Annotated in this window: 25 protein-coding genes; 7 read left to right on the top strand and 18 right to left on the bottom strand. The window is 45.9% G+C overall.

Features of this window, described 5'->3' with window-relative positions; all coding sequences use genetic code 11:
- Positions 1-11: 11 nt before the first annotated feature.
- The 5 genes from IPJ02_12155 to gldF form a co-directional block, all read right to left on the bottom strand.
- Entirely contained in the window at positions 12-710 is a 699-nt protein-coding gene (locus IPJ02_12155; GenBank protein ID MBK7376279.1) for a lipoprotein signal peptidase, read from the bottom strand.
- A 72-nt stretch (positions 711-782) separates the two neighbouring features.
- Positions 783-3,275 (bottom strand): bifunctional UDP-N-acetylmuramoyl-tripeptide:D-alanyl-D-alanine ligase/alanine racemase, encoded by a 2,493-nt coding sequence (locus IPJ02_12150; GenBank protein ID MBK7376278.1) that lies wholly within the window; start codon positions 3,273-3,275, stop codon positions 783-785.
- 16 nt (positions 3,276-3,291) lie between these two features.
- A complete protein-coding gene (locus IPJ02_12145; GenBank protein MBK7376277.1) occupies positions 3,292-4,254 on the bottom strand; it encodes a TerC/Alx family metal homeostasis membrane protein in 963 nt (320 codons plus the stop codon).
- On the bottom strand, positions 4,254-5,969 hold the full coding sequence (gene gldG / locus IPJ02_12140; protein MBK7376276.1) for a gliding motility-associated ABC transporter substrate-binding protein GldG: 1,716 nt from the start codon (positions 5,967-5,969) through the stop codon (positions 4,254-4,256). Before gldG ends, IPJ02_12145 begins: the two co-directional genes overlap by 1 nt.
- Positions 5,970-6,692 carry a gliding motility-associated ABC transporter permease subunit GldF gene (gldF, locus tag IPJ02_12135; protein MBK7376275.1) on the bottom strand — a complete coding sequence of 241 codons (723 nt, stop codon included), beginning with the start codon at positions 6,690-6,692 and terminating at the stop codon, positions 5,970-5,972.
- A 371-nt stretch (positions 6,693-7,063) separates the two neighbouring features.
- On the opposite strand from gldF, the gene IPJ02_12130 reads away from it, so the two are divergent.
- Positions 7,064-7,456 carry a hypothetical protein gene (locus IPJ02_12130; protein MBK7376274.1) on the top strand — a complete coding sequence of 131 codons (393 nt, stop codon included), beginning with the start codon at positions 7,064-7,066 and terminating at the stop codon, positions 7,454-7,456.
- A 54-nt stretch (positions 7,457-7,510) separates the two neighbouring features.
- Here the strand turns inward: IPJ02_12130 and IPJ02_12125 are convergent, their stop codons facing one another.
- The 3 genes from IPJ02_12125 to IPJ02_12115 all read right to left on the bottom strand — a co-directional run bounded on the left by IPJ02_12125 (position 7,511) and on the right by IPJ02_12115 (position 9,712).
- A complete protein-coding gene (locus IPJ02_12125) occupies positions 7,511-7,861 on the bottom strand; it encodes an iron-sulfur cluster assembly accessory protein (protein MBK7376273.1) in 351 nt (116 codons plus the stop codon).
- 77 nt (positions 7,862-7,938) lie between these two features.
- On the bottom strand, positions 7,939-8,358 hold the full coding sequence (gene iscU / locus IPJ02_12120) for a Fe-S cluster assembly scaffold IscU (GenBank protein ID MBK7376272.1): 420 nt from the start codon (positions 8,356-8,358) through the stop codon (positions 7,939-7,941).
- A gap of 139 nt (positions 8,359-8,497) precedes the next feature.
- A complete protein-coding gene (locus IPJ02_12115) occupies positions 8,498-9,712 on the bottom strand; it encodes an IscS subfamily cysteine desulfurase (protein ID MBK7376271.1) in 1,215 nt (404 codons plus the stop codon).
- A gap of 135 nt (positions 9,713-9,847) precedes the next feature.
- Between IPJ02_12115 and mce the strand changes: the two genes are divergently transcribed.
- A complete protein-coding gene (gene mce, locus IPJ02_12110; GenBank protein MBK7376270.1) occupies positions 9,848-10,249 on the top strand; it encodes a methylmalonyl-CoA epimerase in 402 nt (133 codons plus the stop codon).
- A gap of 84 nt (positions 10,250-10,333) precedes the next feature.
- Here the strand turns inward: mce and IPJ02_12105 are convergent, their stop codons facing one another.
- Positions 10,334-10,972: an MBL fold metallo-hydrolase gene (locus IPJ02_12105; protein ID MBK7376269.1), complete on the bottom strand. Its 639-nt coding sequence runs from the start codon at positions 10,970-10,972 to the stop codon at positions 10,334-10,336.
- 74 nt (positions 10,973-11,046) lie between these two features.
- On the opposite strand from IPJ02_12105, the gene IPJ02_12100 reads away from it, so the two are divergent.
- Genes IPJ02_12100 through IPJ02_12090 form a run of 3 tightly spaced genes read left to right on the top strand, consistent with a single transcriptional unit; the run spans position 11,047 to position 14,449 of the window.
- A complete protein-coding gene (locus IPJ02_12100; protein ID MBK7376268.1) occupies positions 11,047-13,125 on the top strand; it encodes a hypothetical protein in 2,079 nt (692 codons plus the stop codon).
- The gene (locus IPJ02_12095) at positions 13,125-13,943 is read left to right on the top strand and encodes a hypothetical protein (protein MBK7376267.1); all 819 of its coding nucleotides are present in this window, start codon (positions 13,125-13,127) and stop codon (positions 13,941-13,943) included. Before IPJ02_12100 ends, IPJ02_12095 begins: the two co-directional genes overlap by 1 nt.
- Positions 13,928-14,449 carry a hypothetical protein gene (locus tag IPJ02_12090; GenBank protein MBK7376266.1) on the top strand — a complete coding sequence of 174 codons (522 nt, stop codon included), beginning with the start codon at positions 13,928-13,930 and terminating at the stop codon, positions 14,447-14,449. Before IPJ02_12095 ends, IPJ02_12090 begins: the two co-directional genes overlap by 16 nt.
- Positions 14,450-14,463: 14 nt before the next feature.
- Here IPJ02_12090 and IPJ02_12085 read toward each other — a convergent pair whose 3' ends face one another.
- From IPJ02_12085 to IPJ02_12050, 8 genes are all read right to left on the bottom strand, one after another.
- Positions 14,464-15,117, bottom strand: coding sequence for a DUF1361 domain-containing protein (locus IPJ02_12085; protein ID MBK7376265.1), 654 nt, complete (start codon positions 15,115-15,117; stop codon positions 14,464-14,466).
- A 3-nt stretch (positions 15,118-15,120) separates the two neighbouring features.
- On the bottom strand, positions 15,121-15,483 hold the full coding sequence (locus IPJ02_12080; protein ID MBK7376264.1) for a diacylglycerol kinase family protein: 363 nt from the start codon (positions 15,481-15,483) through the stop codon (positions 15,121-15,123).
- A gap of 8 nt (positions 15,484-15,491) precedes the next feature.
- Complete coding sequence (locus tag IPJ02_12075) at positions 15,492-15,650, bottom strand: hypothetical protein (protein MBK7376263.1); 159 nt, start codon at positions 15,648-15,650, stop codon at positions 15,492-15,494.
- Between the two features lie 111 nt (positions 15,651-15,761).
- A complete protein-coding gene (locus tag IPJ02_12070; GenBank protein MBK7376262.1) occupies positions 15,762-16,238 on the bottom strand; it encodes a hypothetical protein in 477 nt (158 codons plus the stop codon).
- Positions 16,235-17,227: a cell envelope integrity protein CreD gene (locus IPJ02_12065; protein ID MBK7376261.1), complete on the bottom strand. Its 993-nt coding sequence runs from the start codon at positions 17,225-17,227 to the stop codon at positions 16,235-16,237. Before IPJ02_12065 ends, IPJ02_12070 begins: the two co-directional genes overlap by 4 nt.
- Positions 17,164-17,517, bottom strand: a complete 354-nt coding sequence (locus IPJ02_12060; GenBank protein MBK7376260.1) for an inner membrane CreD family protein — start codon at positions 17,515-17,517, stop codon at positions 17,164-17,166. Before IPJ02_12060 ends, IPJ02_12065 begins: the two co-directional genes overlap by 64 nt.
- A 104-nt stretch (positions 17,518-17,621) precedes the next feature.
- Complete coding sequence (locus tag IPJ02_12055; protein ID MBK7376259.1) at positions 17,622-17,918, bottom strand: transcriptional regulator; 297 nt, start codon at positions 17,916-17,918, stop codon at positions 17,622-17,624.
- Positions 17,915-18,577 carry a hypothetical protein gene (locus tag IPJ02_12050; protein MBK7376258.1) on the bottom strand — a complete coding sequence of 221 codons (663 nt, stop codon included), beginning with the start codon at positions 18,575-18,577 and terminating at the stop codon, positions 17,915-17,917. The genes IPJ02_12055 and IPJ02_12050 overlap by 4 nt, the downstream gene beginning before the upstream one ends.
- A 146-nt stretch (positions 18,578-18,723) precedes the next feature.
- Here IPJ02_12050 and IPJ02_12045 point away from each other — a divergent pair, with 146 nt between their 5' ends.
- Together IPJ02_12045 and IPJ02_12040 are read left to right on the top strand one after the other, a co-directional pair.
- Positions 18,724-20,778, top strand: coding sequence for a penicillin acylase family protein (locus IPJ02_12045; protein ID MBK7376257.1), 2,055 nt, complete (start codon positions 18,724-18,726; stop codon positions 20,776-20,778).
- Between the two features lie 29 nt (positions 20,779-20,807).
- Positions 20,808-21,740 carry a hypothetical protein gene (locus IPJ02_12040; protein ID MBK7376256.1) on the top strand — a complete coding sequence of 311 codons (933 nt, stop codon included), beginning with the start codon at positions 20,808-20,810 and terminating at the stop codon, positions 21,738-21,740.
- 21 nt (positions 21,741-21,761) lie between these two features.
- Here the strand turns inward: IPJ02_12040 and IPJ02_12035 are convergent, their stop codons facing one another.
- Positions 21,762-22,937 carry an aspartate aminotransferase family protein gene (locus tag IPJ02_12035; protein ID MBK7376255.1) on the bottom strand — a complete coding sequence of 392 codons (1,176 nt, stop codon included), beginning with the start codon at positions 22,935-22,937 and terminating at the stop codon, positions 21,762-21,764.
- Positions 22,938-23,114 lie beyond the last annotated feature (177 nt).

The raw sequence follows: 23,114 nt of genomic DNA, 5'->3' as shown, positions 1-23,114 counted from the left end.
AGATAGGTTTTTTATGAAACCTGCGACTCATCATTTACGAGGGCGTTGGTCTCCACAGTAGGATGCAGATCTTTGCTCTTTTGCTGCTTGAAGAACCTTTTTTGGAATACCAGGATGCTGATGACACCGGTGGTAATTGAGGCATCGGCAATATTGAAAATGGGCCGGAAGAACTCAAAATCCTCTCCACCCCAACCGGGTACCCAGGAAGGGAAATGGCCTCTTATAACGGGAAAGTAGAGCATATCCACCACGTTGCCATGTAAAAAAGAGGCATAGCCTTTTGAAGAAAAAGTGGCCAGTCCGTTGTAACCTACATAATCCTTTAGCAGGGGGTCAACCGTCATTCCCTTATCAAATATCATCCCGTAAAAAGAAGAATCGATCAAGTTACCAAGGGCGCCTGCATAAACCAGGGCGGCACAGGCAATGAATCCTTTGTGGTATTTCTCCCGGATGATCTTGCCCAGGTACCAGGTACCGAAGATCACAGCTCCCATCCTGAAAACAGTAAGCGCCATTTTGCCCCAGTTGCCCCCGAATTTCCAGCCATAAGCCATCCCAGGGTTTTCAACAAAGTAGAGTTGAAAACCACTGCCCAGCACTTTCTGTGACTCGTTCAGGTGAAAATGTGTTTTTATCCAAAGCTTAAGCACCTGGTCTGCCAGTACGATCAGTAAGATGATGAATGCTACGTGTCTTCTTTTCATAATGTGCGCAAAGATAAGAGAGTTTGGGTTTTGGAGTTTGGGGTTTTGGGCCAGGTGAACCGGCAATGGTTTTTATTCCTCATAATAAACCCTCTTTACCCGTTGTGAAATGCCGGTCAGTATTTCATAGGGTATTGTTTGTGCCCAGCCGGCCACTTCAGCAACCGGCAGGTTTTCGCCAAAAACGATCACTTCATCCCCTTCCTTCACGTTCACACCGGTTATATCCAGCATGGTCATGTCCATGCAAACATTCCCGATCACCGGCACCCGCTTTCCATTCACCCACATTTTTCCTGTCCCATTGCTCATGAGCCGGTGGTACCCGTCGGCATAACCAATACGTACGGTTGCGATCACCGAATCTTTTGTTGCCACTCCCTTGCGGCTGTACCCCACACTTTCCCCTGCACTTACTTTTTTTATCTGCGATACCGTAGATCTTAACGTGGTCACATTCCTTAACTGTTGCTGTATGGTCTCATTGGAATCAACACCATATAAGCCGATCCCCAGGCGAACCATATCGAACTGCAGTTCTTTATGGCGGTGGATGGCCGATGTATTGGCAATGTGCCGGAGAAATTTATAACCCGTTGCCTTCTGTATCTCTTTACATGCTCTTGAAAATACCAGGGCCTGGTTTTCCGTAAATGCGTCATGGGCAGCAGAATCGCTGGCAGCCAGGTGAGAAAAAACAGACTGTACCTTGAATATGGTGGTTGATCGCAACCGCTGGCATAACTCTTTCATATCTGCTTCTTCAAACCCAAGGCGCCGCATACCGGTATCCAGTTTTATATGCACCGGGTAATTAGTAATGCCGGATCGTTTTATGTAGTTCTCAAAAGCATCAAAAATACCGAAGGAAAATAATTCAGGCTCCAGGTTATACTGCATCATCACATCAAAGGTTATTTCCTCGGCATTCATGACCATGATGGGCAGGCTGATACCGGCCTTTCGAAGCTCTACGCCTTCGTCGGCATACGCCACCGCCAGGTAATCCACTTTATGGAACTGCAGCAGGTTGGCGATCTCAAAACTGCCGCTGCCATAACTGAATGCCTTTACCATGGCCATCAGCTTTACATCCTTATTCAGCAGTTGCTGGTAGGTCTTTAAATTATGCGTTATGGCGTTCAGGTTTATCTCCAGGACGGTCTGGTGAATTTTCTGCTCCAGCAAGTGGCTGATCAGTTCAAACTCAAAAAGCCTTGCCCCTTTCAGCAAAACCGTCTCGTCATGAAAATGCTGGGCATGAAACTGGTGGATGAAATCGGCCGTAGAACCATAAAAAGCGGATTGGGAAATATTCTTAAAGGCATTCTTCTGCTTTGTCAGCTCGGGCCCGATCCCGATGAACCGGTTGATGTTCTTCTGCTCCAGGATAGCAGCTACGTCTGCATACAGTTCGCCGCTGCTTTTGCCCGACTGCATGATATCGCTGAGGATTATCGTGCGCCTGGCATGTTGCTGCTGCTGTTGTAAAAAATCGAGGGCGATCACCAGCGAATTGATGTCGGAGTTATAGCTGTCGTTGATCACCGAGCAGTTATTGATGCCCTGTTTCAGTTCCAGCCGCATTTCCACATAACGAAGCTGGGGCATACGGTGGGCAATGTTCTCCGCCGTAACTCCCAGATGCAGCAGCACACAACAACAGGTTATGGCATTTTCAACCGAGGCCTCGTCGGTAAAAGGAATAGTGAAGTTTATCTCTTCCTCGTTGAACCTGGCAGAGATATTTGTCTGTGCATTTCCCTTTTCCACCGCCATCACCTGCAGGGTTGCCGATTCCTTTTTACTCCACGAAAACAATTTAAAGTCTTCATTGCCCCGTACATTGTTCTTAAACGTGTTCACTGCATCGTTCAGGTCGGGGTTATCGGCACAATAGATGAGCACATCACTTTTAACAAACAAGCGCAGTTTTTCATTTATCTTTTGCCGGATATTCAGGAATCCTTCGCCATGTGCTTCACCGATGGAAGTAATAACGCCTACAGAAGGTGCAATGATCCTGGCCAGGTGCTGCATTTCGCCGGGTTGCGAGATACCGGCTTCAAAGATACCCAGTGTATTTTCTTCATGGATCTGCCATACGCTCAGCGGCACCCCGATCTGCGAATTGAAACTTTTGGGGCTGCGTACAATATTTTGATCCGGCTGAAGGAGCTGGTATAGCCATTCCTTTACAATGGTTTTGCCATTGCTGCCTGTAATACCAATGACGGGCAGCCTGAATTGAAGGCGATGGTGGGCAGTTAATGATTGCAGCGCCTGCAGCACATCCTGCACCTGGAAAAAAAAGGCGCCCTTGTATCTTTTGATCTCTGTTTCCGAAAAATCCGCAGCCACCACAAAACAACGTACCCCCTTGTCGTACAGCTCTGGTATGAACAGGCTGCCTGCCCTCCGGGGACCATCCAGCGCAAAAAAGATGGAAGTGGCCGGGAATAATAATTTACGGCTGTCAAGTAAAAGATGTTCAACGAGGACATCTGTTTTTGGGGCAGTTGTTTTTGCCTTGATGATGGACGCTATTTGCGAAGCTTTATACAATAGAAAGAAAGTTTAATCAATCTTCTTTAACATCTTTTGGCACTCCCTTGCGCTGGTGATATATGGAATAAAATACCGAGCCGGATATACAAAATACAATTACCAGCAGCGAGACCCAAACAGGAATATGGAACCAGTCTGCGATCAGCATTTTTACGCCGATGAAAACCAGTACAATGGCAATGCCCTGCTGCAGGTAATCGAATTTGCTGGCAGCGCCCCTTAACAGGAAGAAAAGGCTGCGAAGCCCCAGTACAGCAAAAATATTGGAAGAATAGATGAGCAGTTTTTTACCGGGATCGGGGATGATGGAGAAAACAGCCGGTATGGAATCAAGGGCGAACATAATATCGATCAGGCCAAGCATCACTACCACCATGGAAAGCGTGGTGAAATATGCTTTTTTATGACGAACGATAATGAACCTGCCATGCGGTTCTTCATGCGTGATCCGCATGAATTTCTGCATGAGCCGGTATGCCCAGTTATTCTTCGGGTCAAATTCCTCCTCTTCCTTACTCACGAACATCTTAAACCCGGTATATAAAATGAAAGCGCCGAAAATATACATCACCCATTCAAAGCGGGCAACCAGTTCGCTGCCCAGTGCTATAAAAATGATGCGGAATATGATGGCCATTAATATACCCAGCAGTAAGACCCGGGAGTAATTCTCCGGCTTTACTTTAAAGAATGAGAAGATGATGATGAATACAAAGATGTTGTCAATGGAGAGCGACCATTCCAGCAAATAGGCCGAGATATAGGAGATGGCATCTTCCTTCCCGTTGCCGCCGTCATTTTCGTACCAGATGAACCCACAGAAGATAAAGGACAGGAGTACCCAGAAAATCGTTTGTATTAAAGCAGCTTTCAGGCTGATGACCTGGTTTTTCTTACTCAGTAATCCCAGGTCAAATATCAGTGCAACCACGATCACCACACTGAAAACCAGGTATATCAATTGTGTTTTGTCCATTATCGGTCAGGTGTATATTTTCTTTTGCGCAGGAACTGGTAAAGTACGGCAAACAGGATCACCAGCAAAACCGGTGCGGCAATATTTATCAACTGCCAGTTCATTTTCCCGGCATCGGTTTTTTTCTTATCCAGCAACCGCAAGGTGTAATCCTTTGCCTTTGCTTCCGACAGGCCCGAAGGGTTTACCAGGTAATCGAGGCAGTTCTGTAAAAAATCCCTGTTGGCAAAAGCAAATTCCCTTTGCGACCCGAACGTGTATGGGTTCATACCCATGGGGATGGGTTGGTTTCCCTTAATTACCGAGTTCAAAACAATATCGCCGTCAGCCACCACGATTATCTTATTATCGGCAATACACTGGGGCATGAAGGTCCCGCCGTATTTCTGCAGGCTGTCACGCATTGCCTGCGAAAGCCGGTTACTGAACAAAGACCGGAATTTCCCTTCCAGCAGCATGGCTACCGGTATGTTGGATCTTTTGAAACGTTCATTTTCGGGCGCATCGCTGTTCTCTTTAACACTTATCAGCGCCGGGGTTGCAATGGACCTTGCGTTTGCCGATGAACTCAGCAAAACTGTTTTTCTGATCCCCTCCGCCTCCACCGTATCCACTGAATTAACAAACCGGCCGCTGACAAAACCCAGGTTCTTATTGATGATGTGATTGGACCGGCTTTCAAAGACCGGGAAATAGTTCCAGGGCAGTAATTCAAACTGGCCATTGCCATTTACATCAAAAGGAAGAAAATCGCATTGCAGGTCCATCACCAGGTCGGAGTTTATCCGTACCCCGTATTTAAAGAGCATGTCATTCAGTTCAAGCCCCCGGTCATACGCTACCACTTCGCCCTTTTTGCTTTGTAGGCTGTCCAGTTCGGCTTCCAGTTTATCAACAAAGAGCAGCAGTTTGCCACCCCGCATCACAAACTGGTCAATTTTCAGTTTTGTTTCATCAGAAAAAGGCTTCGCCGGCTTTACGATCATCAACAGTTGAACCGAAGCGGGTATGCCGGGTATTGCATTCATGTCTACCGGCTGAAATTTATAGTCTGCCTTTAAAACATTTTCCGACAGGTCATAGGTTCTGGCATCCACCGGTTCCCCGTTCCCTGCGGAATAAACGATCATGGCCTTTTCCGTTCTTGTCAAACGGTCTATTGCGTTGGCAAAATTAAATTCCATAAGTGCCTCGGCGCTGTTTATTTCAGGATACGTAATTGCCTTTGTACGTCCCTGGTACAATATTACCGGCGAAACCTGTTCTTTATAATGAACAAATGCAACGGGATAGATATTCTGCTGTTGCTGCCCTGATTTGACCTGCGATGTTAAGTTGATGGGATAAAAACCCATGGCAGAAAGCGTATCGGCCCATTTCACATCCGTGCCCTCCACATTTTCCTCCGGGCTGATGAAGCGGTACTGTATTTTTTTCCCTGCCAGCTCTTTGAATTCCTGCAATACCTCCCCCGTACTGTTGGCAAGTTTCTTAAACCCGCTGGGAAAATCCCCTTTCATAAAAACATCCACCTTTACTTCATCGTCCAGTTTTTTTAATAGTTTTTTTGTAGCAGAAGAAAGGGTAAACCGTTTTTCATTTGTAAGATCCACCCGGGTATGATAGAGCGACGCCAGCCAGTTTACTACAACCAAACCAATAATGGTGATGGGTAACCAGAGTCTGCTGTTCCATATTTTATTGAATAGGCCCATTTATTTTTTACGGATATTTTTTACAGTAATTAAAAGAAACAGGAAGATGATGCTGATAAAATAGATCACATCCCGGCTGTCGAGCACGCCCCGGCTGATGCTGCGGTAATGAAAATCGATGCCGAGCATTTCCACGTAATAATCGGGTCCGTTTGCCAAAAAGGTCAGTTTACTAAGTGCATTGAATCCAAAATATAAAAGCAGGCAGGCAAAAGCGCTGACCAGGAAAGCCACCACAGCATTATTGGTAAATCCGCTGCAGCAAAGCCCAATGGCGGAAAATACGGCAGCCAGCAGGTACAGCCCGATATAACTGCCTAAGATCCCGCCGCTGTCAATGCCCCCCTGCGTGCTTAACGACCGGATCGTAATTACATAAACCAGGGTGGGAATAATGACAAACAGCAATACGATGAGGATGGAGAAATACTTACCAAGCGCTATCTGCCAACTTGTTAAAGGCCGGGTTTGAAGTATCTCAAAAGTGCCGCCCCTGAATTCATCGGCAAGGGTACGCATGGTAATGGCCGGGACCAGAAAAAGCAGGATCCAGGGAGCCAGTTCAAAAAATTTGTCCAGTGAGGCATAACCAAAATCAAAAATATTGCTGTCGTTAAGTACGAATAAGAAAATACCGTTGACCAGCAAAAATAAAATGATGGTAATATATCCCGTAAGATTGCTGAAAAACTGCTGCAGTTCTTTTTTGCAAATACTCCACATATACTTTTAAAATTGCTGCAATTTAAGGTATAACATGGTATTGTACAGGCATAAACATACCGATCTGCCATATATGTAGATTTTTAAGTTCTGATTAACGGTTTTTTAAATTAAAAAAAATATGCAGGCATCGGCAACGCATTAACAAGAAACTTTTCCCCGTAAAGCAGCATTTACTGAAAGCGGCTTGTCTTAAGCCCGGGCTGGTTGTTAAACAACTGACAACAGGTGATCATAGCCCCATCATTGCGTATGATACTACCATAGGGTAAAGTTGTTTACCCAAAACCAACTGCTTAGGCCCCGCCGGTTAACCGGCGGGGCCTTTTTATGGAATAAGAATCTCCCTGCATCTCAAAACAAAAATTTTTATGAAAAAAGTAATGCTACTGCTCATTGTTTGTGTAGTATCTGCACAAGCAATGGCTCAAAAAACAACAAAAGATGCACCCCCTCCACCTCCTCCTCCGCCACCAGCCTTAGTTGCTGATGTACCAGCACCTCCTCCTCCTCCTCCCCCACCACCACCGCCGCCGCCTGCACCATCAAAGAAGAATGGGGATAAAATGGAATATTCCATTTCTGTTACTACTACTGGTGCAGCAAGTGAAGGATGGGTGCATGTAAAGAAGGAAGGATTCAGCAAAAAAATAAAACTCAGTGAATGGCTTGCAAACCAGGAATATTATGAAAAATTATATGGAAAATTGCCCCCTCCTCCGCCGCCGCCGGCCCCTCCAAAAGCGCCAAAAGATGAAGCGTAAGAAATAAAAAAAGCCTCCTGGTTCAGGAGGCTTTCAAATTATATTACCGGAAACTTATACCGCAAAACTTTCCCCGCATCCGCAACTGCGGCTGGCATTGGGATTATTGAAATAAAATCCCTTGCCGTTCAACCCGTCACTGAACTCCAGTTCGGTATTCACCAGGTATAAAAAACTCTTAAGGTCACAGACGATCTTAATTCCTTTATCCTCAAAAACCTGGTCCATTGGTTTTACCTCGTTGTCAAAATCCATTTTGTAACTGAGGCCGCTGCAACCACCTCCTACAACCCCTACCCGTAAAAAATAGGACGGGTCATCCCCGATACCGGCATCAGCCATCAGGCTTTGCACCTTGGCCTTTGCTTTATCGCTTATGAATATGCTGTTATCTGTTGCTACCATTCTAAAAAGTTTTAAGTTTTAAGTTATAGGTTTTAAGCTATGTGTTCAACTTATAACTCATGACTTATAACTGGTTTTTAGTGCACCACACTTTCTTCAAATTTGATCGCTTCCATGCCATTCTTTACCCGGTAGTCGTTGATGGCTGCTTTGATGGCGTCTTCGGCCAATACGCTGCAGTGAATCTTAACAGGAGGAAGACTAAGTTCTTCCACGATGTCCATGTTGTCGATCTTCAACGCATCATCCACGCTTTTCCCTTTCAGCCACTCGGTAGCAAGGGAAGAAGAAGCAATGGCAGAACCGCATCCGAATGTTTTGAATTTGGCATCGGTGATCATCCCGGTTGCATCATCCACCTGTATCTGGAGACGCATTACGTCGCCGCATTCCGGTGCTCCCACCAGGCCGGTACCTACATTCTTTGCGCTTTTGTCCAGCGTTCCCACGTTTTTTGGGTTCTGGTAGTGATCAATTACTTTTTCTGAGTATGCCATAATTATTTGCCCCTATCCCCTAAAGGGGAACTCGAACCTGCGGAGCTTAACAGGATTTATTTTTTTGAAAAATAAAGAACTTTTATAAAACAACATCTTCGCAACAATCTTCTCCATTTCCCCCTTTAGGGGATAGGGGCTAGTGTGCTGCCCACTCGATCGTGTTCAGGTCAATTCCTTCCTTATACATTTCCCAAAGCGGGCTCATCTCTCTTAACTTTAAAACCGTTTCGCTTATTGCCTTAATGGTATAGTCAATCTGCTCTTCGGTAGTAAATCTCCCCAACCCAAACCGCAGGGAAGAGTGTGCCAGGTCATCCCCCAATCCCAGGGCCTTCAACACATAGCTGGGTTCTAATGAGGCAGATGTACAGGCGCTTCCGCTGCTTAAGGCAATGTTCTTATTAAAGCCCATCAGCAACCCTTCTCCTTCCACATGTTTGAAAGAAATATTGGTAACATGCGGCAGGCGATGCTCCCTGCTTCCGTTCACATAGGCTTCTTCCAGTTTCAATAATTCTGTTTCCAGCTTATCCCGCAATTTTGAAATGCGTTTTGTATCCTCTTCCATATCCAGCATACACAGTTCGCAGGCCTTGCCAAAACCAACAATACCCGGCACATTCAATGTTCCGCTGCGCATGCCCCGTTCATGACCACCGCCATCCATCTGTGCAGTAACTTTTACCCTTGGGTTCTTACGGCGCACATACAAGGCCCCTACTCCCTTTGGCCCGTACATTTTATGTGCACTGAAAGCCATCAGGTCTATCCCATCTTTGTTTACATCAACCGGTATCTTTCCTACAGCCTGTGTACCATCCGTAAAAAACAGCACGCCGTTCTTACGGGCAATGGCGCTTATCTCTTTTATCGGCATCACGGTACCAATTTCATTGTTGGCATACATGATGGCGATAAGGATGGTTGTTGGCCTGATGGCCGCTTCCAGTTCTTTCAGGTCGATCAGTCCTTCGGCGTTCACCTGCAGGTAAGTCACTTCCCCGCCCAGTTTTTCAATGTGTTTGCAGGTGTCTAATACGGCCTTGTGTTCCGTTGTTGCAGTAATGATATGATTTCCTTTGGCAGCATACATCTCGTACACCCCTTTTATGGCCAGGTTATCTCCTTCCGTAGCGCCGCTGGTGAAAATGATCTCTTTCGGATCGGCCCCGATCAGTTTTGCAACCTGCTCCCTTGCATAGTCCACCGCCTCTTCTGCTTCCCAGCCAAAAGGATGGTTACGACTGGCGGCATTGCCAAAATGTTCTAAAAAGTATGGGGTCATAGCTTCCAGCACCCGCGGGTCCATGGGTGTGGTGGCATTATTGTCAAGGTAAATGGGCAATTTCAACATAGATTCCAACTGTTTAGTTTCTGTTTTTAATAACGCAAATTTACTGCAAAAGGTTCTATTTTAGCGTCCAAAATGCAGGCTTAACTTTCATTTTACCGATTTCGTAAACTCCTGCTGCAAATCGAAAAAACCATGCTAAGAACCGAACACATCGGCATTGCTGTTAAAGAACTTGCAATATCCATTCCGCTGTTTGAAAAACTGCTGAATAGCCCGTGCTACAAGACAGAAATGGTGGAGAGCGAAAAGGTAAGAACGGCCTTCTTTCAAAAAGGCGAAACCAAGATCGAATTACTGGAAAGCACCAGCCCGGACGGGGTGATCGCAAAATTCATTGAAAGAAAAGGAGAAGGCCTGCATCACATCGCTTTTGAAGTGGCCGATATCAAGGCGGAAATGAAGCGATTACAGGCCGAAGGCTTTGTTTTGCTGAACGAAGAACCCAAAAAAGGGGCGGATAATAAACTGGTCTGCTTTCTTCACCCCAAAGGCACCAATGGCGTACTTATAGAACTGTGCCAGGAGAATAAATAGGAAGAGTCTTGGCTAAGAGGTTGAAAGAGGGAAAGAGCCAGGAAACTGAAGTTCACTCCTTTGCTCTTTTAAGCTCTTAGCAAATTAACTCAAAAACGGGTTATCCTTCTTCTCTTCCCCAATGGTTGTTGCCGGGCCATGCCCGCTGTACACAACCGTTTCATCGGGCAATACAAACAATTTCTCCCGGATATTTTTCAACAGGGTTTGATGACTTCCTCCCGGCAGGTCTGTTCTTCCAATACTCCGGTTAAATAACACATCACCGCTGATCATGAAATTTTGCGCAGCACAGTAAAAACAGATATGGCCCGGAGAATGGCCGGGAGCTTCGATCACCTGCAATTCGTCATCTCCCAGCGTGATCCTGTCTCCTTCTTTTAAAAAAATGTACTCGTCCTGGTAATTATCAAAAGGCATATCGTACATGAGGCCCGAAGCCGGCGCATACTTGAGCAGGGCCAGTTCTTTTTCGTGCAGTTGAAGGGCAAGGCCATAAGTGTCAGTCACAAATTTGTTCCCAAAAACATGGTCCAGGTGGCAATGGGTATTAAGCAGCATCCGGGGGGTCAGGCCGCTCTGTGTAATAAAGGCCGCCAGTTCATCTTTTTCAGCAGGAAAGTAACAGCCCGGGTCGATGATAATGCAGTCTTTATGTTCGTTGTACAGGATATAGGTATTTTCCTGTATGGGGCTGAAGACAAAGGATTTTATTTTTAACATATGGGCAGCGAAATTGTTTTTTAATGATTAGGGCGAATAAAGTAATTTTAATACTCAATATCAATTATAACCGTATGGCAAAGTTCCGCAGAATATCTCTAATTTCCTTTTTACTTATTGCCGGTTCCTATTTTGCTGAAGCCCAGGTTAATTCCGTAGAGTTTGGGAAGAACAGGGTTCAGTATAAAAAATTCAAGTGGAATTATTACCAGACCCGCAATTTCAATGTGTATTATTATCAAAATGGGGTAGAACTTGCCAAATTCATAGCCCAAAGCGCCGAAAAAGAACTTTCGCAGATCGAAGAAGCTGCCGAATACAGCCTGCAACGCAGGGCCAATATTGTTTTATATAATGAGTATGCCGACATGCTGCAAAGCAATATCGGGCTGGAGATCGACTGGCAGAACATGGGCGGCGGCACCCGGCTGGTAAACAATAAAATGGTTGTTTATTTTGAATCCGATCACCAGAAATTAAGGTTGCAGGTGCGCAAAGGAATTGCCCAGGTACTGACCGAGAACCGCCTGTTTGGCGATGATATTGGTGAAGTAGCCGGCAACCAGGCCCTTCTCGACCTGCCCAAATGGCTTACAGACGGCTATATCAATTACCTGGCCCAGAACTGGAGTACCGAACTGGACGATGAACTGAAAAGTGAGATGCTCAGCGGCAATTACAGCAAATTCACCCGGTTTGCTTTTGAAAAGCCCCAGATAGCCGGGCATGCCTTCTGGTTTTATATTGAAGAGAAATATAAAAAAGAGAACGTTACCTACCTGCTGTACCTGGCCACGGTATATAAAAACCTGAATAAAGCCTGTATGCAGGTCTGTAAAAAGAAGTTCAAAGAAGTGCTGGCTGACTTTATGGAATACCAGGATGACAAATATTATAAAGACATTGCCAAAAGAAAACCATATCCCAAAGGAAATTATATTGAAGGATTCGACATCAACAGCCGCCTGGACTATTTCCGCTTCAATGTCAATCCAAACAAACGCAACAACTCGTACGTGGTTACCCAATACAAGAAAGGCATTGTACGGGTTATTTACAACGATGATTTCACCAACAAAACGCTTTTGAAATTCGGGATCCGGAGCTATAAGAACAATATCAATCCCAACTACCCGATGATGGCATGGGACCCCAAGGGAACCCGGATCTCTGTCTTATATACCCGGCAGGGAAAACTGAACCTGTTCGTGTATGACGTCATCACCCGCATCAAACAATACAAGATAGACCTTACCAAACAGTTTGACCAGGTACAGGATATGAAGTATATGCTCAACAGCAATACGCTTTTACTTACGGCTGTGAAGAACGGGCAAACCGATATTTTTACGCTGGACCTGCAGAGCGAAAAGGTAAGGCAGATCACCAATGATGTGTACGATGACCTGGATGCATCTTTTGTAGCATTCCCGAACAAAACAGGGATCATCTTTGCCAGCAACCGCCCCACCCCGGCAGCAAAGACCGGTGATACGGTTCTGCCAAGCGACCACCGCTACAACATATTTCTGATCACGGATTTTGGCGATAAACCCGAACTGAACCAGATCACCCAGTTGTCGCACCTGAAATACGGCAATGCCCGTTATCCCATGCAGTACAATGAAAGCCATTTTACGTTTGTGAGCGATGAGAATGGTGTGGGCAACCGCTATGCAGGATTCTTTACAACAAAGAAAGCGGGGCTGGATACCCTGGTATTGATAAGCGGCGAGATCATGCGAAACCCCTCTGCCAAGGAGGTGGACAGCGCATTGAGGTTGTACAAGAAGACCGATGTTGATTCAGTTGCCGTGGTTTCTGTATCGGATGATTCGGCATATACTTTTCCGCTGACCAATTATCAAAGCACCCTGGGTGAAACACGAATTGCAGGCGACAATAACCAGGTAAGTGAGGTTACCCGCCAAAGTGATGAGAAGATCCTGTACAAACTAAAGATCGATGAGAACACCCTCCGCCGCCGGAATATGACGGCACAGCCTACGGAGTACATGAAAAAAATAATGGGTGAAACATCCGATACGGCTGCCGTAAGAAAATTCATCAAACCACTGCCGGCGGATTCGGCCAGGAAACAGGACGATTTTTCCAGACAGAATTTGCAAATGAGAAGAAAGACAGCAGTGTAATGGCTAACCCGGAGGTAGTTGCAGCGAGCGGTTACCATGTTTTAAAAACGATCAGGCAATACAGGTATAAACCACCAAAATTTTCTGTTGACTATGGCTCCGTAGGCCTGAACAGCGGCACCGCCGTTCTCCTCAACCGTTACCAGACCTATGGTGGTGGCGCCGGCCCCATCATGCTCAATTCAAGTACACCCCTTAATGGTTTGATCCGGTTAGGTACGGTTGAACTGCTGGAAGACCAACGCGTGAGCGGGGGGTTCCGTATTTCCACCAACCTCAAAGATAACGAGTGGTACATGACCTACCAGAATTATAAAAGAAGGATCGACTGGGGACTTACGTATTACCGCAATGTGCAGCAGGTGGGGGACCAGTTTGGCAATTTTATCGGCCGGTCTTACACCAACCTGTACCAGGTAAATGTTTCCTATCCATTCGACGAAAGTAAAAGCCTGCGCCTGAGAACCGGCATACGTTCCGATAAGATCGTTGTTGCTTCACAGGATCCTTCTTCGCTTATCGCCGCGGATGACAAGCGGATCTATTCCACCACACACCTGGAATATGTGTATGATAACACATTGAACCCAACCATGAATATCTGGAATGGTTTACGTTATAAATTCTTCATAGACTGGAACCGCCAGGTAAATAAAGTAATGTTTGCCGACGGGCCTACTACGTTTAATTTTGGTTTCGACGGGCGGTACTATTATCCCATTCTCCGCAACTTTATCTGGGCCGGAAGAGTGGCGGGTGATTTCAGCTGGGGCAATCAAAAGATGATCTACTACCTGGGGGTGTGGATGGCTGGCTGATGTTTGGACAAAACCAGAAATACGATGCCAATGGGGTTCTTGTAAAAGAAAGATATTTCAACACCAGCAACCCCCCTGATCCCGACCAGGATTATGCATTCCAGAGTGTAGCAGTGAATATGCGGGGCTATATCCAGAATGTAGCCAACGGGAACAATGCGATGGTCATCAACAGCGAATTCCGCTTGCCGGTATTCAGCACGTTGTTCAGCAGGCCGATCAACAACTCATTCCTCCGTAATTTCCAGGTCATACAATTCTTTGATTTTGGAACAGCCTGGAACGGGGCATATGATAAATTCAAGCGCCCGGAAATGGTGTATGGAGCACCGCCCGTGCAGGTTAAGATAAAAGCGGGGGGCCTGGGTCCCTTTGCAGGCGGTTATGGATTTGGCGCCCGCAGTACCCTGCTTGGTTATTTTGTGAAATTTGACGCAGGCTGGCCCATGACGGGATTCTTTAAAGGAAGCCCTATCTTATACGTAGCACTCGGACTTGATTTCTAATTCCTTCCAAATAACTATTCAGATTTTGCCCGGTATAAATAACCGGGCAAATTTTTTACTGAGAAATACATCAGGTAAAAAAGTATAGTAAGTATTACCGTAACACCCCAGGTATATAAATGATCCAATGGGAATATTATTCTGCCGCCGATCGAGACAAATAACTGAACCGGGTTGGTAATAATATCCCAACTGTTCCAACGGAGAAACCTGCCCAAATAAACACCAAAAGAGCCCAGGAACAGGATCAGCAACATCAAACCGGTAACCGTTTTCGGGCCCGCCATTTTATGCAGGAATTGCTCAACCCTGTATAAGGAAATAAATGCCATCATCAGGCCTGCTGCCGATGCAGAGAAGAGGAGGATCGCATCAAACCATTTCGGGATACCGGTCTCAATATCCAGGTGAATGAGATCGGTGATTATATACAACGAGTTTGGGAAAAAAAGCAACCAGGCAAACAGCAACAGGTAATGTTTCCATCTTACAGCAGACAAAGGTTGCAGGTACGAACTGATGAAGAAAGGTATCCATGCCAGGAAAATATTCCAGACCAGGAAAACGAAAAGCAGGCTCCCGGAATAATAGATCCGGCACATGATCAGGCATGCAATAAAGAAAAACCATGCCAATAAAAGTTTCGCAAATACGGTCAATTCTTTCATCCTTCATGAATTAATATAGTTAAGTATAGCAGGAATAAAGACCAACAACCCGGTCACAATACTCATTAATGCAACAACCAGCACTGCACCCGCAGCCATATCCTTGATGATCTTTATCTGGGGATGGTAAGCTGGGTTCACATGGTCGCAGATCTTTTCAATGGCCGAATTGAATAATTCAGCGGCCAGCACCATTGAAATACAGAAGCTGATGACGATCCACTGCCATTGACTTATTTGAAGACAGGCCCCGGCAACAAGGGTAATGGTTGCCAGCAACAGGTGTACCTTAAAATTCTGTTGTGTTTTGAAACAGAATAGTAACCCGCTGATGGCATATTTGAATGGTTTCAACAATTTCACCATGTTGCTTTTTAAAAATTTTTACCTGCTTCTCCGGCCACCCATTTACACCAGGAAGCGGTGCAGGTTGCAAATACAAAGATCAGATAACCTTCATCTGTTACGGTACCTGCATTCCTGCCGGCAGCGTAACCAGGAAACCCGGTGGATGAACAGGAATCTAAACCCATCCTGTACTTTTAAACCCTGCCTCTTTCATGATCGTCGTTTTAACAATGAAAGAATAAAAAATTCCAGGGACACCTTACAAAGCCATATCCTGAAAAAATATTTTTGCGTATTCACCGTATTTTATTTTTAAGGTCAATCGTTTTTTCCGGCAGGATCTCAAACCAGTTCCAGTCTTCAATGGGTGGGCATCCTCTACCCCTCCGGAACGCTTTTTTGAACAGCGGCCAGTACTCCGGCATGGTAACCAACCCATACACAACCGTAGCCAATACCGGGAAAGAGATATGCCGGTTGCCCAGCATGAAGCACTGCAGGCATACCTCACCATCACCGGTGGTATCATACCCCAGCAGTATGTGTTTGATATCATGCTTGGCATAATAAGGAAGCAATTCCAGTTGCCTGGCTTCCAGGAACAACGCAAGGTCATGCCCGATGGTATTTTCGGGCAGTTGCCGCAGCTCCGCCATCGAATAAGGGAAAAGCACCGGGTTCCGTATCAGCCGCAACAGGGGCAATGCCATCTTATGCGTGAGGTATACGAGCAAGGCCGATCTGCATTTTTTTATGAATGAATAAGTGCTCATGCCTCCGCAGTTTTATGGTCAATGCCATACCAGTCTATCTTCCGGCTCAGGTACATGGCCAATGCCAGCAAAACAAAAAGGCCGATGCTCCCAAACAACAGGGCATTGTCCTGCATCTGTATCAATACATAAATAAAGGTGTACAATGCAGAAAGCAACAAGGCAAAAATGAAAGCAGTACTCCCCTTTTTAAAAATGCTGTAGGTGTACGAGCTTAACAGGATGATGGTAGCTACCGCAGCCGTAATGTAAGCGGCCGGGAAAAGTATATATTCCGATAAGGAAAGCAGCAATGTATAAAAGACCACCAGCGCCATCCCGATCAATATATATTGCAGCGGGTGCACCGGTCTTCGCTGGAATATCTCCGTAAAGAAGTAAGCAAAAAAGGTCAGGGCGATCACCAGGATGGCATATTTCAATGAACGCATGGTTTGGGCATAGGCATCAAAGGGAGAAAGCAGCACCACGCCAAAAGCACTGGCCGCCACGGCATTTTTTACACTGCTGTTATTGGCAAAGATTTTCGGAAAATCCCTGTTGAACTGCGATATCTTCCAGCCGGCTTCAAAATGGTTCTTGTCTATTTTCTCGGTATCGGGTAAATACTTTCCATCAAATGCCGGGTTATTCCATTTGGATGCCAGGTGTACAGCGGTACTGCTGCCCATTGGCGTAAAGTATAATTTTTCAGAACCCTGCAGGTTAAGCTGAACAGAGAAATCATTTTCAAGCATTAAGAATGAAGAATCAAGGGGAACAGAGGTATTGATCCCCTGCTCCACAATACCGCTCTCAGGCATTCCGGCTTCCATGGTAAGCGACTGCCCGTTCCATTTAATGGCTTGTTCCTTCAATCCCTTCAGGTCGGTGATGCCAATACAAAGCTTTGCCTCATTCCACCGGATCGATACCGGGTTTACATTCACAGAATTGAGTGAATGCTTCGAGAATTTTCTTTTGAGTGTAAGGGGCCCGGCCGTGTACACGGATACTTTATAAATACTGCGGTACCGTATTTCCGGTTCAATATTGCCGTTGATGTCAAGCAGTTCAGGCAGGATGTACAGGTTTTTTTAAGCAGCACATTATTTTCCGTTTCATGGTAGGGGATGATCAAAAACGGGCCGGTGATGGTTTGAGCCGCAGACCATTTGTTACTGATCTCCCTGGTCACTTCCTGCTTTCTTTCTTTTCGTTCATTGACCAGGTATATGATCAGGAAGGTTGGAATAAGCAGCGCCAGTACCAGGAAACCGATGAAGAAAGATTTGATCACCAACTTATTTTTTTGCCAAAAACTGAGGGGAGGTTTTGTTTCCATTATGCGGTTTTTATATTTTTAAAAGTACTTTGCATTTCAAAGTAAAAGTATAAAAAAATTTATTTTACCGAACCGATCATTTTTTCCAGTGCTGTTAAATGTGTCTTAAAAGCCTTTTCCCCTGCCCGCGTAATGGTATAGGTGGTATTGGATTTTCTACCGATGAAACCTTTCTGCACTTTTACAAATTCACTTTCCTCCAGGGTTTTTAAATGGCTGGCCAGGTTACCATCGGTAATATCCAGCAGTTCCTTAAGTTCATTAAAGTTCACTTCCTTATTCACCACCAGGGCACTCATGATGCCCAGGCGGATACGGCTGTCGAATAGTTTATTCAGGTTCTCGATCAAACTCATGCCTCGCTCTTTTTATTCCGTTCATATTTATACCACATTACACTGCCGTAAATGATGTGCAGTACGCCAAACCCGGCGGCCCAAAAATAAAGTCCATACCCCACAAACCAGCAATTGACTATGCCAAGAAAGACCTGGCTATAACCCAGGTACCTTACTTCTCCCAGTGTATATTTACTGGCATTCACCAGAGCCAGTCCGTAAAATATCAGGCAACCCGGGGCAATCAGTCCGTAGTTGCCAAACTGCATCTGTTTGAATAAATAAATGCCCCCGGCGATCATGGGCACCGATACATTGATGAGCAGGCGCCTGGATGAGTAACCCCACATGGGAATACCACTTTTTTTGCTGCGCAGGTACGTGAACAGGAAAGCCGAAAGAAAGGCAGCAACAAAAGTATACATGGCTATCTGGAACAACCGGTGCCCCATGAAATCCTGCAGCGACGTTACTTCGAGGGTCCGTGTCACCAGTTCACGGTAACCGGAAGGGCCGCCATTCTCCAGGATCACATCATTGGCAAACCAGGCACCCACCAGTGCACAAACACCGGCGGCGATCCCGCTCAGCCCGCTCAGGCTGATAAACCGGCTGCTTCGCTCCATCATGCGTTTGATGTGCTGCAGGTCATCGAGAGATTGTTGTTGCTCATTCATAAAAAGCACTTTGAAATACAAAGTAAATCATTGGTTTTGATTTATGCAAATTATTTTTCGGCATCCTTGTGCCGTTCGGCTTTACAATATATCTTTAGCATGCATTCAGCTAAAAAGCCATTGCCCACAAAGCCCGTTATCACTCCATGAAAAAAATTGCCCTGCTCAGCCTTTCTTTTTCTCTTCTTTACACCTGCCTTTCCCAAAAAACCATAAACCCGGCGGGCATTGACATTGTAAGAGACTCATTTGGCGTACCCCACATCTTTGCCAAAACCGATGCAGAAGTGGCTTATGGGCTTGCCTGGGCAGAGGCCGAAGACGATTTTGCCAGCATGCAGGAAGTGATATTACCGGCAAAGAACCTGATGGCCCGGGTGCAGGGAAAGAAAGGAGCAGCCGGGGATTATGCCTTTGCGCTTTTTCGCTGCCGGGAGATAACCGAAGAAAAATGGAATACTCTTACCCCCGCTTTCCTGAAACTGATCGATGGCTATGTACAGGGATTGAATGATTATGCAAAAAAACATCCCGGGGAAGTGATGCATAAGAAGATATTCCCGGTCACCCCCAAAGAATATGTTTCATCGGCCGTGTTTGCACTCACCATCTTCAATGGCGCCGACCAGGCCCTGTTCCGCATTTTCAACAACAGCGAATGGGAACTGCCTGAACTGGATAAGAAAGGAAGCAATTCCGCTGCCATCAACGCAAACAAGACCAGCACCGGCGAATCCTTTCTTTTGATCAATGCGCATCAACCCAACACGGGACCACAGGCTTTTTACGAAGCCCATATCTGCAGCGAGGAAGGACTGAACGTACTGGGTGGCTTGCTGGCCGGCGCTCCCTGCATTTTACACGGGGTGAATGAAAACCTGGGCTGGGCGCATACAGTAAATTACTGCGACCGGCTGGATGAGTTTCAACTGGAGATGAATCCAGTCAATCCCCTGCAATATAAATTCGACGGGCAATGGCTTGGCCTGGAAGTAAGAACGATCAAACTTAAAATAAAAGGCATTCCGCTTACGGTAAAAAGAAAAATTTACTGGAGTAAGTATGGGGCCACCATGAAGAACAAGCAGGGTTTCTTTTCAATACGGCTGGGGGCCAATATGAAGATCGGCGTGCTGGACCAGTGGTACCAGATGGATAAGGCGAAGAACTTTTCTGAGTTCTATGCAGCGCTGAACCGGCAGGAACTGAGCATGTTCAACATCATGTATGCCGACCGGTACGATACAACCTTCTACATAAGCAATGCCATGATGCCGATCCGGGATACTACTCACACCTTTAACTGGAAACGGACTGTACCGGGTAATACTTCCAAAACCTTGTGGACCGGTTTCAGGCCGCAAAAAGAACTGCCGCAGTACATCAACCCCAAAAGTGGTTTCTTATTCAACACCAACCACTCCCCTTTCCTGGCAACGGCTGCTGCGGACAATTTAAAACCAGCTGCCTTTGCAAAAACGGATGGATGGGAGCAGTATCACCTAAACCGCAGTGTACGGTTCCTGGAACTGTTTCCCCAGCAGGAAAAACTGAGCTACGAAAGATTCAAACAGATAAAATTCGACAAACAGCTTCCGTCTGTCATGCAATATCCCTATCGCCTCGACTCCATGTTCTTGCTGAACGAAAATGAATATCCTGCTTTTGCATCCCTGCTAACCACTTTTAAGAACTGGGATAAACGGGGCGACGCAGATAGTAAGGGCGCTGCCATTTTCCTGCTCACGTACGAATACCTGAAAAAAGCACTGCAGGGCCAGGCACCCAGGAAGATCAGCAAACAGGAAGCGGTGGCAGCATTCACCCATGTAAACAATTACATGCAAACCAATTTTGGAAGAACAGACCTTACACTCGGAGATATTCAGAAACTAGTCAGGGGTGATAAAGACTGGCCGTTGGGTGGCTTCCCCGACCTCCTGTCCCCGCAATGGACCGAGCCCTATTACAACGGCAGGTTAAAGTCGGTAGGCGGGGATGGGCTGATCATGTTTGTACGTTTCCCGAAAAATGAACTGCCGAAGATCGAAACCATCAACATGTACGGCGCCAGTGCAAAGCCGGGAAATAAACATTTCAACGACCAGGTGGAAATGTACCTCCAGCAAAAAACGAAAACGATGACCCTCGACAAAGCGACCGTTTATAAAAATGCAGAGCGGATCTATCACCCGGAATAATACTGCTACTATAAAAAATAACCACTCTTATGAAGGCACTATTAAGATTTTTTACTTATTCACTGTTACTGGTTTCTGCTTACAACAGTCATGCGCAAAACAGGATCACAGATACAACGGCAACCTGCATTGCATTTTGGGAAAATAAAGAGACCCATGTTTACCATATTACGCATATCAAAGAAAAATCAGAATCCGGAAAAACAAAAACAAAGGCAGAAGCAAGCTATGAAGCGCACATAAAGATCATCGACTCAACCGCTGATGGCTTCACTGTTGAGTGGGTATATAAGAACTTTACGGCGCCCGGCCAGCCTGAAACTGTGTTGAGCAGCCTGAACACCCTGATGGAGGGGCTGAAGGTCGTATACAAAACAGATGATGTGGGATCATTTTCAGAACTACTGAACTGGCAGGAAATAAGGGATTTTTCGATCGGGAATTATGAATTGGCTATAAAAAACAAAAACCAGGACAAAGAGTTTGTGGCAGCCCTGAACCAGGTAAAAGCAATTTTCCAGAGTAAGGAAAACATCGAAAACCTTTTAATAAAGGAAGTACGGCTTTTTCACAGTCCGTATGGAATGGAATACTCCACGCAAGGGATGGTGACCGAAACAAAATTGCCCAATGCATTGGGTGGGGAGCCTTTCCCGGCAACCATTACATTCAGGGCCGAAGAAATAAACAAGGACAATGATCATTGTAAAGTGATCATGAACCAGGAAATAGACAAAAGGAAAGCAGGGCCTATTATTGCCGCTATGTTAAAAAAATTATCCCCTTCGCCCATCCGGGATGAAGAAACAATGCGGAAACAGGTCAAAGACATGGAGATAAGCGACCTGAATGAGTTCACGTATGCGATCTCCAGCGGCTGGCTGAAAAAGATCCGTTTCAAACGGGTTTCCAGTTTGGGAAACTTAAAGCAAACAGAAACCTATCAGTTCATTAAGAAATAACTGCAGTTCCGGCGCTTTGCATTAGTTCAGCGTGCTGAGAATCTTTTTACAGGCGTACTCTATTTCACTGCCGGTGATCACCAACGGGGGAACGATACGCAGGCAGTTGGATGCAAACAAAAACCAATCGGTAAAAACACCTTCGCTAATTAATGCATCGATCAGTTTTTTATTCATTTCAAAACTTTCAAACTCCACGGCGATCATCAAACCGCAACTTCGTACGGCCTTTATCTTTGGGTGCTGAAGTAAGGAAACAAACAATCCCGCTTTTTCTGCAACCGCACTGATCAGTTTTTCTTCCAGCAACACATTGAAAGCAGCTAAGCCGGCAGCACAGCAGACCGGGTGCCCGCCAAACGTGTTGATATGCCCCAGCACCGGGTCATGTGTGAGCGTGTCCATGAGTCTTTTATCGGCTATAAAAGCGCCCAGCGGCATTCCCCCGCCCAGGGCCTTCCCCAATAATAAGATGTCGGGCACCACGTCAAATTGCTCAAAAGCCCATAGGGTTCCGTTACGGCCAAAGCCACATTGTATCTCATCAAGCACCAGCAGGGTTCCCGTTTCATCGCATTTTTTCCGGAGCGCTTTCAGCCAGCCATTTTCCGGAGGCAGCACGCCGGCTTCTGCCTGTATCGTTTCGGCAATAACACAGGCAGTCCTTTCCGTGATATGCGCAAGGTCTTCAAATGCGTTATAATTCAATTGCAGAATATCCGGCAACAAGGGCCGGAAAGCCTGCTGCCAGTATTCGCTGCCCATCACACTCAAAGCGCCCTGTGTGCTGCCATGATAGGAATTTTTAAAAGACACGACCTGTGTGCGGTTGGAAAAGCGTTTGGCAAGTTTCATGGCGCCTTCGGTTGCCTCACTGCCGGATGCGGTAAAAAAAACGGAATTAAGCGATGCCGGCAAATGACCGGTAAGCATTTTAGCATACTGCACCTGCGGGCTTTGCACCAACTCGCCATATACCATGATGTGCAGGTAATCATCCAGTTGTTTTTTGATGGCATTGATCACGTTGGGGTGGCGGTGGCCCACATTGCAGACGCTGATGCCGCCGATCAGGTCAATGTATTCCTTCCCGTTCACATCAACCAGTTTGCAGCCTTCGGCCTTCACAATTTCCAGGCAAAGCGGTGAGGCAGATGTTTGCCCCACATGATCTAAAAATAGCTGGCGGTTGGTCATTTGGTCAGATAATTAATGCAAAATAAAGGCTTCTGCCGGTAACACGACACCCGGTAAACTAAACATCGCCAAATTCCGTTAGTCTTTAAAAGGAAATAATTAACTTTTCACCATAAATACAAAAGCCCTTAGTTCGTAATTTGTACCATTAAAACCTGCCTTTTAATAAATTACCTG

This window comes from Chitinophagaceae bacterium, from assembly GCA_016710165.1.
Taxonomy (GTDB): domain Bacteria; phylum Bacteroidota; class Bacteroidia; order Chitinophagales; family Chitinophagaceae; genus Ferruginibacter.
Note: the sequence above shows the minus strand (reverse complement) of the source record. Positions and strands in the feature narration are given on the sequence as shown.